General features: G+C 66.5%; 8 protein-coding genes. 3 read left to right on the top strand and 5 right to left on the bottom strand.

Annotated features, from left to right (window positions below):
* Positions 1 to 4: 4 nt before the first annotated feature.
* The 3 genes from U5919_RS06380 to U5919_RS06370 form a co-directional block, all read right to left on the bottom strand.
* Complete coding sequence (locus U5919_RS06380; RefSeq protein ID WP_336023878.1) at positions 5 to 1,051, bottom strand: ABC transporter permease; 1,047 nt, start codon at positions 1,049 to 1,051, stop codon at positions 5 to 7.
* A gap of 82 nt (positions 1,052 to 1,133) precedes the next feature.
* Positions 1,134 to 2,948, bottom strand: a complete 1,815-nt coding sequence (locus tag U5919_RS06375; protein WP_336022910.1) for an ABC transporter permease family protein — start codon at positions 2,946 to 2,948, stop codon at positions 1,134 to 1,136.
* The gene (locus tag U5919_RS06370; protein ID WP_336022909.1) at positions 2,945 to 4,024 is read right to left on the bottom strand and encodes an ABC transporter ATP-binding protein; all 1,080 of its coding nucleotides are present in this window, start codon (positions 4,022 to 4,024) and stop codon (positions 2,945 to 2,947) included. The genes U5919_RS06375 and U5919_RS06370 overlap by 4 nt, the downstream gene beginning before the upstream one ends.
* A 137-nt stretch (positions 4,025 to 4,161) precedes the next feature.
* On the opposite strand from U5919_RS06370, the gene U5919_RS06365 reads away from it, so the two are divergent.
* Both U5919_RS06365 and U5919_RS06360 read left to right on the top strand, forming a co-directional pair.
* Positions 4,162 to 5,130 carry a helix-hairpin-helix domain-containing protein gene (locus U5919_RS06365; protein ID WP_336022908.1) on the top strand — a complete coding sequence of 323 codons (969 nt, stop codon included), beginning with the start codon at positions 4,162 to 4,164 and terminating at the stop codon, positions 5,128 to 5,130.
* A gap of 251 nt (positions 5,131 to 5,381) precedes the next feature.
* Positions 5,382 to 6,290 (top strand): class 1 fructose-bisphosphatase, encoded by a 909-nt coding sequence (locus U5919_RS06360; RefSeq protein WP_336022907.1) that lies wholly within the window; start codon positions 5,382 to 5,384, stop codon positions 6,288 to 6,290.
* A 168-nt stretch (positions 6,291 to 6,458) separates the two neighbouring features.
* Here U5919_RS06360 and U5919_RS06355 read toward each other — a convergent pair whose 3' ends face one another.
* Entirely contained in the window at positions 6,459 to 8,045 is a 1,587-nt protein-coding gene (locus U5919_RS06355) for a DUF3179 domain-containing (seleno)protein (RefSeq protein ID WP_336022906.1), read from the bottom strand.
* 161 nt (positions 8,046 to 8,206) lie between these two features.
* Between U5919_RS06355 and U5919_RS06350 the strand changes: the two genes are divergently transcribed.
* Complete coding sequence (locus U5919_RS06350) at positions 8,207 to 11,350, top strand: FAD-binding and (Fe-S)-binding domain-containing protein (RefSeq protein ID WP_336022905.1); 3,144 nt, start codon at positions 8,207 to 8,209, stop codon at positions 11,348 to 11,350.
* Between the two features lie 216 nt (positions 11,351 to 11,566).
* Here the strand turns inward: U5919_RS06350 and U5919_RS06345 are convergent, their stop codons facing one another.
* Entirely contained in the window at positions 11,567 to 12,760 is a 1,194-nt protein-coding gene (locus U5919_RS06345; RefSeq protein ID WP_336022904.1) for an MFS transporter, read from the bottom strand.
* Positions 12,761 to 12,985: the final 225 nt, after the last annotated feature.

Raw genomic sequence — 12,985 nt, 5'->3', positions numbered from 1 at the left:
AGCGCTAGGAGAGCTCGTCGGCGTCGAGCCCGTCGACGAGGCGACGAAGCACCCCGTAGACGACGACGGCACCGACGACGACCGCGACGACGGCGGCGTAGTCGGCGCGTCCGGCGCTGTCGATCGCCAGCCGGGCGGCGGCGGTGATCGGCCCGTTCGGAAGCAGCGCCGTCCCCCCGAAGACCAACAGCACCCCGACCGAATAGAGGAACTGCGCCGCGCGTCGTTCGGGAGAGAGAAGCGCCAGCGCCGCGCCCAATCCGCAGATCAGGAGGGCGAGCGCGGCGACCAGCGCGAGCAGCGCCGGGACGTTCGCGACGCTCGTCCCGTTGAGTTCGAGCAGCCCGATCCACAGCGCCGCTTGAATCGGCGCGAGACCCGCGGCGGTCAGGAGCTTCCCGTCGACGACGTCCGTCAGCGAGAGCGGCGCGACGCGGAGCAGTTCGAGCGTCCCGCGCTCGATCTCCTCGGAGATCGAATCGACCGCGACGGAACCCGAGATGAAGACAGGTAAGAAGAGCAGCAGCGGGAGCAACACCGTGTACGTGAATCCGAAGTACGGGCTCGAGGAGGCCTCCGGCGGCAGTGCCAGCGGCTGTGCGTCGAGATATGTGGCGCGATCGGCTCGCTCTTGCCGTTCGAGAGAGCGCACCACGTCTCGCAGTTGGACCACGACGATCGTCGTCTGGACGTTCGAGTCGGGCGCGACCGCCCGGACGAACACCCGCTCGTCGCGCGTCTCTGCGACCACCACTGCGTCGATCCCGGTCGCCTCGTACTCGTGGAACGCGCGCATCGCCGTCTCCTCGGAGCGGTAGAACTGCGCGTCGACGCCGCGGACCTCCCGCGAGGCGCGGATCAGTTCCTCGGAGGCGTCGCCCGCCACGGCGACGTCGACCTCGTAGCCGTCGACCTGTCCCGGGTCGTACAGGGAGACGAGGCCGACGACGAGGAACGACGAGAAGGCGGCGATGAATAGCTGGAGGGCGAGCGCCAGCAGGATCGTCTTCTCCGTTCGAAGGCTGCTGAACTCCCGAAGCGCGATCGTCAGCCGCGGGTCGGTGCCTCCGTTTCGAGGCGGTCGTCGCGGCGGCTTGTCACGCGGCTCCGAACTGTCTGTCGACCCGCTGCGCTCAGCCAAGGTACGTCACCACCGAGAGGTTGTAGGCCGTGTGAACGAGCACGCTCACGACGAACGCCGCGCCGTACCACCGCAGGTCGCGCATCGCGCCCAGCGCGGTAATCCCCGCTGTGAGGACGTGGAGGGCGAGCGGCGCGAACAGCAGACCCGCGGCGGAGAAGATCCCGATCCCCGAAGGCGCGAGCGCGGCCTGTCCCAGCGCCAACTCGGGCAGGCCGACGACCTGCGCGACGGCGGTGAACTTCTCGCCGACGAAGAACCCGAGCCCCGAGAATGCGCCGAGGGTCAGCGCGACGCGTCGAGCCCGCGGGAACGTCCCGCTCTCGAAGGCGGCGTAGATATGAACGCTCTTCGCGACCTCCTCGACGAGCGCGACGACGAAGAGCAAGAGCGGGATCGTCAGTGAGACCGGGAGCGCGAAGAGCACGGCGATCGCGAGCAGCTCTGCGACGAACACGAACGGAATCGACAGCCCCGACAGGACGGCGACGTCGCGCGGTCTCGACACGCGGGCGTCGAGCGCGTCGAGGAACTTCAGCGGGACCGGCCGCTGGGTGAACAGATCCTCCTCGCGGTAGATGCCGACCCCGAGCAGGAACAACACGCCCGAACACAGGAGAAACGGCGCGGTCGCGAAGACGAACGCGCCCGGCGTGACCGACTCCAGCGGTTGCAGGTCGCGGACGACGAGCGTCAGTGGCGAGATGAGCGCGATCGGCGTCACGTTCGCGAAAATCGCCGGAACGAACGTGTAGGCGGTCAGAAACACCGAAACCGTGACGGTGACGAAGGTGAGTTCCTTGAACGAGCGCGCGAACATCGCCCCGGCGAACGTCGCCGCGAGAAAGAGCAGCGCGATCGGGAGGACCGCCGCGACGGAGATGAGACTGCCGCCGACGCCGAGCGCGACGAGCGCGGTCACGCCGAGCATCGTCGCGAAGTACGGAAGCGTCTTTCCGGCGACGATGTCGCCCGGAGAGACGGGCGCGACGAGCAGGAGTTCGCCGCGGCGGTTGATCCGCTCGTTGAGCATCGTGCTACCGTACGCCTGCACGACGAAATTCATCGGCACGAGGAAGGCGAACGCGAGGATGAGCGCCCCGAAGGGGAACGGCGGCTGGATGTCCGCCGGCGATCCGGATCCCCCGCCGCTCAGCGGGTTGATCCCCGAGAGCGCGGGCACGCCGAGCGCGCCGCCGCTCGATCCCGACGAGGCGGATCCGTCGTCGCCGTCCGATGCACTCCCGTCGTCGGCTCCGCCCGTCCCGTCGCCGTCGTCTCCCTCGCCGAAGCCGTCTTGGTCACCCTCGTCTTCGGCGAGGGCCCCGTCCGGAAGCGATTCCGAGCGGGAAACGTACTGCAGTACGGTCACGACCGGGAAGGCCGCCGAACCGTTCTCTTCGGCGCGCATCCGCTCGAAGTTGTAGCGCCGAACGGCGGATCGAAACTCCGAGAGCGCCGCCTCGCCTTTCGGCGAGTTCGCGACGAGAACGCCGCCGTCGCGAATCGATAGCTCCACGTCGCCGTCGCTGATGGCGTCGGGCGTCGGCTCCCGCGCGTCGAGGGCGACGCTCCGTTCGACCGGTTCGTAGTACGGACTGTCGCTCGCGACGCCGACGCGGTAGATGTCGCGGTCGAGCGCGACGCCGCCCGCGAGGAGGCCGCCGCCGATGACCGTTCCGACGAGGAGGAGCGCGAGCACACCTAAGATCGCCGTTCGCCTATCGACGATGCCCGCCGAGCGCGACACCTCCCAGCGTGCGATTCGGCGGATCGACGACAGGTGCTCGCGGAGCGGCCGCTTCACTGCCGGTCGCTCCCGTCTGCGATCGGTTCGGGCGTCTCCCGCTCCTCGTCGACCGCTTCGTCGTCGATCGCTTCGTCGTCGACCGCTTCGTCGTCGATCGTGTCCGAGCCTTCCGCCGGTTCCCGTCCCTCGCCGCGGGCCGCCGCGGGCGGGGTCTCGCGGGCGAGATCGAGGAAGATGTCTTCGAGGCTCTGTTCGCGCGTCCGGATGTCGACGACGTCGCCGCCGGCCGCCTCAGCGCGCGTCCGGACGTCGTCGACGGCGTCCATCGTCGGCACGACGCTCCGGTAGCGCTCTGCCATCGACGTACTCTCGGCCACCGGCGCGCGCCCGGCCCCGTCGATGCCGTGGGCGCGCTCGTCCGGTTCAGCGCCGTCGACAGCGACGTCCGTGAAGACGTGGTAGGTGGTCTCGCCGTGCGCCTCGCGGATCTCGGGGACGGTCCCGCGGGCGATGATCTCGCCGCGGTTCATAATCACGATTCGATCGCAGATACTCTCGACGTGATAGAGGTTGTGCGCGCTGAAAATGACGGTTTTCCCTCGATCGGCCAGTTCGCGGGTGAACTCCAGCACGTAGTTCGTCGTGAGCGGATCCAGTCCCGACGCCGGCTCGTCGTAGATCAGCAGATCCGGGTCGTTGACGAGCGAGCGAGCGATGGCGACTTTCCGCTTCATCCCCTTCGACATATCGCCGAGGCGTCGTTCCCTGTGCGCTAACTCGAGTCGGTCAAGCGTCCGCTCCGTCCGTTCGGTCGCGTCGGCCCGCGGGACGTCGTACAGGTCGGCGAAGAACCGTAAGTACGACCGCGGCGTCATGTCCTCGTACAGCGGCGACTCCTCCGGCAGGAAGCCGAGGTTTCGCCGCATCGCCGGGTCACCGGCGTCGCGATCCGCGACCTCGGCGACCCCCGCGCTCGGTTCGACGAGCCCGGCGAGCATCTTGAGCGTCGTCGTCTTGCCCGCGCCGTTCGGACCGACGATGCCGAAGATCTCGCCGCGCTCGACGGCGAAGTCGCTACCGACGACCGCGGGGAAGTCACCGTACGTCTTTCGGAGTCCCTCGACGCGTATCATCTACTGTCGTTCGCCACGAATCGACCGGGGATAAAACCTGACCGCCGGGTATCGAATCTGATACGGTAGCGTTCGATAGCCGACGAGAGCTATTCGATAGCTGATATTACACAGGCGACAGTATCAAGTCGGTCACCGTGGAGGTACAAGCCAAGGGGGAAAGCGTGAGCGAGGACGGCGATTCCGAGAACGTGTCAGACGCCGACGAACGCGACCGGACGGCGAGCGAGATCGACGGCCCGGTGAGAGCCACGAGCGACGACTACGTCGACCTCGACATCCCGCTCCCGTGGAACACCGTCTCCGACAGCGAGCGGTCCACAGATCCCGAAAGTGAGAACGACGAAAGCGAGGCCGCCGGTCAGAGCGGCGATGCGACCGACGCGAGTGGCGATACAAGTGGCGCGAACAACGATGCAACCGACGCGAGTGGCGATGCGACCGACACGAGCGCCGCCGACGCGGACGGCGGGTCGACCGGAGAGGATGGCTCGAAACCGATTCCGGACGCCTTCGAGGACATCCTGTTCGTGGGGCCGAAGAGCGCGGCCGCGCTTCGCGAATCGTCGGTGTCGCTCTCCGACTTCGCGAACAAGCGGGTCGCGTACCGCGACCTGACAGAGGCCGGCGTCAACCCGGGTGTCGCGGCGAAGATCAGGCGCGAGCACTCGCTGTCGTGGTCGTTCGACGGCGGCGGAACGGACCTCGATCGCCGATCCGCGCAGGTCCGCGGCCTCGCTGACGGCGAACGGGCGTGGGTCGCCGCCTCCTCGGGGTGGTCGGACGACACCGCGACCGAGACCGACGGCTCCGGGGACGCCGCGGCGGCCGAAGCGGCGTGGCGAGATCGAGGAACCGATGACGCGGGATCGACCGGAGAATCGTCGATGGACGCCGAGACCGCGTGGCGCGAGCAGAGCGTTCCGACACCCGTGACCGCGCTCGACGGGATCGACGCCGAGACGGCACGGACGCTCCGGCGGGCGGGGATCGGCTCGGTCCGGCGGCTCGCGACGGCCGATCCAGAGAGCGTCGCCGACGCGCTCGACGTCGACCGCGACAGCGTCGACGAATGGCGTCGACTCGCGCGGAACTACGAGATGTGAGCGCTCGGGGAAGGAGGACGTGAGTGTTCAGTGAGACGTGAGTACTCGGCGTGCAAGAATCGAACCGAATATAAATTATTTACCTCCAGAGTAAATTTCCTTGAATACAGATAATCTACGCATACCGTTTATCGCGTCCGAATTCGGGGGTTTTGTGCGATTCGACGACGGCCGGCGGTAGCAAAGATTTTATGCCTCCTGTCGCCGCATATTCAATCGACTACACCGCCCGCAGCGGGACGATTGATCCGATGGCCACGAACAAAGATTCCTCGCCGACCGAGCCCGCACCGACCAACACGACCGTAAACGCCGTTCTCGACACTGTGGCGCGCTCTGCGCCCGACATCCGCAACGGCCTTCCGGGTCGGCGTGTTGCGATCGAAGGCACGAACCCCTCCGGAGAGTCGCAGAAGGCGGCCGACGTCTACGCCGACGAGCTGCTCTGCGAGCGGATCGGCGAGATCCCGAACGTCGGCGAGTACGCCAGCGAGGAGCGCGAGTCGGTCGTCGATGTCGGCTCCGGACTGTCGGTCTGCGTCGACCCGCTCGACGGCTCCTCGAACCTCGAACCCAACGCCGCGATGGGGACGATCGTCGCCATCTACGACGCCCCGCTCCCGGCGACCGGTCGGGATATCGTCGCCGCGGCGTACGTGCTCTACGGCGCGACAACGACGATGATCGTGGCGTTAGAGAACAAAGACACCGTCGCCGAGTACGTCATCCACCCCGACGGCAACTACCAGATCGTGCAGGGCGAGATGACGATCCCCGACGGCCCGTCGGTGTACGGCTTCGGCGGCCGCGTCCCCTACTGGGTCGACGAATTCAAAGCGTACGTCGAGGAGATCGAGTCCGATCCGGGGATGAAACTGCGCTACGGCGGCGCGATGATCGGCGACGTCAACCAAGTGCTCACCTACGGCGGTATCTTCGGGTATCCGACGCTGACGAACGCACCGGAGGGCAAACTGCGCGTCCAGTTCGAGGGATACCCGGTCGGCTACATTTTGGAGACCGCCGGCGGTGCCTCCTCGGACGGCCAACAGTCGCTGCTCGACGTCGAGAAGGACGATCTCCACGCCCGAACTCCGGTCTACGTGGGGAACGAGAGCCTCATCGACGACTTGGAGTCTGCGCTCGCCGGCCGCGACTGAATCGGCGTAGGACACGGTGGCTGCACCACCAGTACAACTTCAAAACAGTTTCTTTACGGATTGCAGAAGAGAATATGAATCTAGTTTGACAGATTCTTTAAGCAACCTCGTTGCAATTCCTAGAACTATATACCTGTGTCAAAAACTATATTGCTGTTTGATTTCGGGTCACTCGATGACGTATGCCGTCTCGTAGTGGGTGCGGAACGCGAACCAGAGACCGTGTCGGCCGGGGATCCGAGTACGGATCCGGCCGTCATCGGAGCGGAGTTCGTTCCGGGTGAGCGTCCACCGCGTGCCGTCGGCGTCGACGAGCGCGATCCCGTCCTCGTCGTCGACTCGTTCGACCGTCGTCGACGGGGCCTCGTAGACGGCGACATCGTCGGTCGCATCGAGCGTCACGACCACCTTTCGGCCGGCAACCACGCCTTCGAGAAGCGGCACGTCGCGCTCGCGGAGGTCGTCGATCGAGACGACCCAGACCCCGGCGGGGTCGTCGTCGACGACGCCGTAGACCGACGCCTTCTCGGGGAGCGGCCCATCCTCGGCGCGTCGCACGCCGGGTTGGACGATCTCCTCGCGGTTCCAGTAGTGCTCGAAGAAGTCGACGTTGCCGTCGTAGTACGAGTAGTCGTAGCCGTAGCCGGTGTCGACGTTCAGCGCGAGCGTGTCGGGGTATTCGGCCTTCCACTCTCCCCACTCCGTCTGGGTGACCGCGAACTGATCGAGGAACAGGTCGGGATCGGATTCGAGTTCGGGACCGCCGATCGGCGTGCCGCTGTGTTGGTCCCACAGCGTCTCCGTCTCCTCGTCGTACATCACCTTGTTGCCCGAGGCGAGCATTCCGGTGCTGCCGAAGGTTCGGACGTCGGCGACGGTGTCTGCGCTGCCGTCGGCGACGCCACCCACACTGCCGTTGGCGTCGTCGCCATCCTCGTCTCCGACCGTCGGAAGCCGCCGGTCGTAGAGGATCGGCGCGTTACAGAGCGTGCAGTAGGTCAAACTCACCGGGACGCCCTGCAGTTCGGCGTTCAGCAGTTCGTGCGGGAACAGCACCCAGCGCGGAACGGCGTAGGCGGTTCCCTCGATCTCGAATCCGAAGACGACGTGGTCGTCTTCGAGGTACCGCTCGGGAGCATCGCCCTCGTCGCTTGAACGTTCCGTCTCGTCGTTCTTGTCGAACGCCTCATCGCTCGCTTGGTCAGACCCGGCGCTCGCGTCGATCGCCTCGCCCGGGACGAACCGCGGTCCGTTCAGCGCCGCGAGGAACGAGCGGTCGCAGTTGCCCCAGCGGATCTCCTGCAGGTCGAACTCGCGCGGCTCGCAGTCGAGCAGGCCGCCGACCGGCGGGAGATACGAGCGGAACAGCCGGAGCTTCCACTCGTCGAACCCGTCGAGCGGTTCGATCTCCTGCTGGGAGTACCACGACTCCCACTCGACCCACGCGTGATCGGAGTCGAAGTCCGGTTCCGCGAGGGCCGCGAGCGCGTCTCGAACGCCCGGCCAGCGGACTTCCGGGAGTTCGAGATACCGCGGCGGATCGTGGCTCCGAAGCGCCGCGGGGAAGCCGAACCGCTCCCAGTCGTTCGCGATGCTGCCGATCACCAGCAGTTCGACGAGATGCGGCACGACGCGTTCGTCGCCCTCCTCGGCCAGCGCGTCGATCGCCGTCGCGTGGACGTCGACGTCGCGAACGAGCAACTGCTCTGTCAGCCACCGAAGTCGCTCCGTATCCGTTTGCTCAGTCTGTGTCACGATACCGTATCTGAGCCGAGCGAGCGTAAAAACGATTCCTCATCTGCGGGCTGTCTCGGGGCTGTCCGATCGTCGTCAGAGCGTTCGAAGGACGGCCGGGACGCCGGTACGATGGCCGACAACGGCGGGTATAAGTGCCTGTTTCACACAGTCATACGTATATGCCTACTCGCGACAGCGATGCCGTTCCCGACGGCGGCGTGGCTCGCGCCACACCGGCGAGAGACGCTCGGTCCGACTACCAGTACGTCTCCGAGTCGGTCGAGCGGCCGGATCTCGTCCGCGCGCTCGAATCTCGGATCGACGGAGAGGTCCGATTCGATACGTACACGCGTCAGATGTACGCCACCGACGCGAGCGCCTACGAGGTGACGCCCATCGGCGTGGTGTTCCCGACCTCGACGGATGATGTCGCCAGCGTGGTCGCCTACTGCGCCGACGAGGAGATTCCGGTGCTCCCGCGGGGCGGCGGGACGAGCCTCGCCGGACAGACGGTCAACGAGGCCGTCGTCCTCGATTTCACGCGCCATATGGACGCCGTCCGCGACGTCGACCCCGACGCCCGCGAGGCGCGCGTGCAGGCCGGGACGGTACTGGCGACGCTCAACGACCGCGCGGCCGAGCACGGGCTGACGTTCGGCCCCGATCCCGCGGCGGGAAACCGGAGCGCCATCGGCGGAGCGATCGGGAACAACTCTACCGGCGCGCACTCGCTCGTCTACGAGAAGACCGACCACTACGTCGAGGAGGCCGAGGTCGTCCTCGCGGACGGCACCGTCACGACGTTCGGCGAGGTCGCGGTCGAGGAACTCCGCGAACGCGCCAACCCCGACGGCGACGCCGAGGAGCGCGTCGCGGCGGGCGTCGTCGCCGTCCTCGACGAGCACACAGAGGAGATCCACGAGCGCTTCCCGGAAATGAAGCGCAACGTCTCGGGCTACAACCTCGATCGCCTCGTCGCAGAGGCCGAAGGCCGGCGCGGCGAAGAAGGCGTCGTCAACCTCGCGCGACTGCTCGCGGGATCCGAGGGAACGCTGGCGGTCGTGACGGAAGCGACGGTCTCGCTGGAACCGCTCCCGGAGACGAAGTCGGTCGCGCTCTTGACGTACGACAGCGTCGTCGAGACCGTCAGCGACGTCGTCCACGTGCTCGAACACGAGCCCGCGGCGGTCGAACTCATCGACGACGTGTTGATCGAGTTGGCGTCCAACACGACGGAGTTCGCAGATGTTGTCGCGAAGCTTCCGGAGCGGACCGAGGCCGCGTTGCTCGTCGAATTTTACGCCGAGAGCGACGAGGACGGCCGCGAGAAGGTCCGCGAGCTCCTCGCCGACCGCGTGCCCGGCCGCGCAGACGGTGACCGCGCTAACGGCGACGATGGTGACAGTGGCCTAGCGGCCGACACCGACGACGATTCGGACGCCGTGGCCGACGAAACCGAACACTACGCGTTCGACGCGCTCGAAGCCCACGACAAGGCGGACCGAAAGGAGCTCTGGAAACTCCGGAAATCGGGGCTCCCGATCCTGCTCGGTCGCACCAGCGACGCGAAGCACATCAGCTTCCTCGAAGACTGTGCGGTCCCGCCGGAACACCTGCCCAGATTCGTCACGGAGTTCCAGTCGGTGCTCGAAGAGCACGACACCTTCGCGTCGTTCTACGCGCACGCCGGGCCGGGCGTCCTGCACGTCCGCCCGCTCATCAACACCAAATCGCAGACGGACCTCGACGCGATGGAGGCCATCGGCGACGCCGTGACTGACCTCGTCGTCGAACTCGGCGGATCCGTCTCGGGCGAGCACGGCGACGGGCGCGCGCGAACCCAGTGGAACCGGAAGCTCTACGGCGACGACCTCTGGTTCGCGTTCCAAGATCTCAAGACCGCGTTCGACCCCGACTGGCTCCTGAACCCGGGGCAGGTCTGCGGCGACGTCGCGCTGACCGAGAACCTCCGGTTCGACCCCGAGTACGAGTTCGAAGCCGGGTTCGACTCGGCGCTGAACTGGGAGAACGAGAACGGGATGCAGGGGATGGTCGAGCTCTGTCACGGCTGCGGCGGCTGTCGCACCCAACAGACCGAGGGCGGCGTGATGTGCCCGACGTTCCGGGCGGCCGACGAGGAGATCACCGCGACGCGCGGCCGGGCGAATATGCTCCGGCAGGCGATGAGCGGCGACCTCCCCGACGATCCGACCGACGAGACGTTCGTGACCGAGGTGATGGACCTCTGCATCGGCTGTAAGGGCTGTGCAAACGACTGTCCAAGCGAGGTCGACCTCGCGAAGCTGAAAGCCGAAGTCACCCACGCCCACCACGAGGAGCACGGCTCCTCGCTCCGATCGAAGCTGTTCGCGAACGTCGACACACTGGCGAAGATGGGCAGCGCGTTCGCGCCCGTCTCGAACTGGGCCGCGAGGGTGCCGGGTGCCCGAACAGTGCTCGAAAAGACGATCGGTATCGCGAGTGACCGCACGCTCCCGACGTTCGAGCGCGAGACGCTGCAGGACTGGTTCGAGGCCCGCGGTGGGTGCCGCGTCGCCCCCACCGACGCCGAACGCCAAGCCGTCCTGCTGCCCGACACCTACACCAACTACAGCCACCCCGCCGTCGGGAAGGCGGCCGTGGAGGTGCTCGAAGCCGCGGGGGTCTACGTCGAAGTCGCCGACGTGACCGACAGCGGTCGGCCTGCGTTCTCGAAGGGCTTTCTCGACGTCGCTCGCGAGAGCGCCGCGGAGACCGTCGAGGCGCTCGCACCCCAGATCGAGCAGGGTTGGGACGTCGTCGTCGCCGAACCCTCTGATGCGGTGATGCTGCAGTCCGATTACGGCGACCTCCTCTCGGGTCCCGATGTCGAGACCGTCCAAGCGAACAGTTACGGCGTCTGCGAGTATCTCGACGTGTTCCGCCTCGACGAGGCGATCGACTTCGACGCTCCGGACCGATCGCTCGCGTACCACGGCCACTGTCACCAGAAGGCGACGAAGAAGGACCACCACGCGGTCGGCGTGCTCCGCCGCGCCGGCTACGCGGTCGACCCGCTCGACTCGGGGTGCTGTGGGATGGCCGGCAGTTTCGGCTACGAGGCCGAGCACCGCGCGATGAGTCAGGCCATCGGCGACACGCTCAAGGGGCAAGTCGACGCCAGCGAAGCGGAGTCGGTCGTCGCCCCCGGCGCGTCCTGCCGCACGCAACTGAACGACCTCGGCGCGGCGATCGATCAGTCGCTGTTGCCCGAGCGCGACGTAGAGCGCGAAGGCCCGCCGACGCCGATCGAGGCGCTCGCGGCGGGACTGGCGAACCGGTAACACCGACATCCGCAACCGGCTTTTTCTCACCCACCTCTCGCGAGCGTTTATATATGAAGCCGCGGCCAACGCCCCTGTGATCTGAACGCGATCCCACGTCGCTTCGCGGGTGTTCGGCACATCGGCGTGGGAACTCCAAAGACGTGTCGCGCTCGCCGTCTCAGTCGGCTGCGCGATCGGTGCCGACTGTCAGCCCCACACTGAGCAACCCACTTCTCAGTCGGCCTGCGGCGCGGTTCCTCGGTAGAACAGCCAGCCGCCGAGGAGCGTCAAGACAAACACGAGCACGAGCGGGAACGTGTATCCGCCGGAGACGTCGGTCAGGACGTTGAGGATGACCGGTATGGAAATCGCCGTCACCGCCTCGCTGATGTTGAAAATCCCGATTAGCGCTGTCGCGTTCGCCGCACCGAAGCGATTCAGGAGAATCGGGGAGAACAGCGGTGCTACTACCCCCAGTCCGATGCCGAAGAGGACGAGGACGACGTACATCGAGAGCTGCGTCGAGACGAGTGGCAGTCCGCCCATCCCGATCGCTGCAAGCACGACACCGCTCGTGAGCGTCACGCGGATGCCGACCCGGTCAGCGACCGCGCCGCCGGCGATGCGCGTGATCACGCTGACCCCCCCCACGATGCCGAACGCCGTCGCCGCCACCGTACGGTCGATGCCCCCCGTGGTCAGAATCGCGACGATGTCCACCGAGAGCACGAAGTACCAACTCCACAGCAGCGAGAACCCGGCGAGCGAGACGACGAACGCGCGGTCCGTCAACCGATCTCGGATCCACGCGACGTCAACAGACGCCGCGGCCGTCGCGCGGACACCCGGCGGGCGGCGGTAGACGGTACTCGAAAGCAGAATCACCGCGGCGGTCGTCCACCCGACGGCGAGAAGCGCCTCCGAGATCGACATCCGTTCGAGCAGAAAGACCCACACGGGCGGCAGGACCAACACACCGAGTCCGTTGCCGATGAACGTGACGCCCATCGCGCGGCCCTCGTACTCGTCGAACCACTGTGGGACCAGCGAGATGACGATGACGAACACCGTTCCACCGGCGGTTCCCAAGAGGCCGAACGCGAACACCAGTGACGGATAGGAGGTCGTAAGCTGCATCAACCCGACCGCGAGGGCGAACGCGACGCCGCTTACAGCGACGACGGGACGTAGCGGCGCGCGAGCGATGAGAATGCCGATCAACCCCCCAGCGATCATAAACGCCGCCGTGGTGATCGAGAAGATCGAGGAGACCCGGAGGCTCGACAGCCCGAACGCGGTCTCGATGGCTTGGGAGTAGACGGTGAACGTGAAGATCATCCCCCAGATGAGCGTCAGCAGGACCAACCCGAGCACGGAGATGAGCCAACTGGTTCGCGAGTCGAGCGCGGCGTCTTGGTCGTCTGTCATAGCGAAGGGTCGTCCGTCATAGCGTAGGGTATTCTGTCATAGCTTGGTCGTCCGCCACGGCGAGAGTCTCGTCGGTATCGCTCGGGGCGATCGGATCGTCTCCGATCGCAAGTTCGCCCGTAACGTGTTTCCACCGGCGTTTAGTGCTTTCTCTTGGTCAGTCATCGAACCGTCCCGTTGTAGGGTGATATCATCGGTGTAACCCGGTTACGCACAAAAAATTTG

Origin of the sequence: Halobellus sp. LT62, assembly GCF_037031285.1 — an archaeon.
GTDB lineage: Archaea > Halobacteriota > Halobacteria > Halobacteriales > Haloferacaceae > Haloquadratum > Haloquadratum salinisoli.
Note: the sequence above shows the minus strand (reverse complement) of the source record. Positions and strands in the feature narration are given on the sequence as shown.

Bases quoted from the DNA above. Each gene is read 5' to 3' on its own strand.
- U5919_RS06345 (WP_336022904.1), bottom strand. From the start codon at position 12,760: ATGACAGACGACCAAGACGCCGCGCTCGACTCGCGAACCAGTTGGCTC.
- U5919_RS06370 (WP_336022909.1), bottom strand. From the start codon at position 4,024: ATGATACGCGTCGAGGGACTCCGAAAGACGTACGGTGACTTCCCCGCG.
- U5919_RS06350 (WP_336022905.1), top strand. From the start codon at position 8,207: ATGCCTACTCGCGACAGCGATGCCGTTCCCGACGGCGGCGTGGCTCGC.
- U5919_RS06360 (WP_336022907.1), top strand. From the start codon at position 5,382: ATGGCCACGAACAAAGATTCCTCGCCGACCGAGCCCGCACCGACCAAC.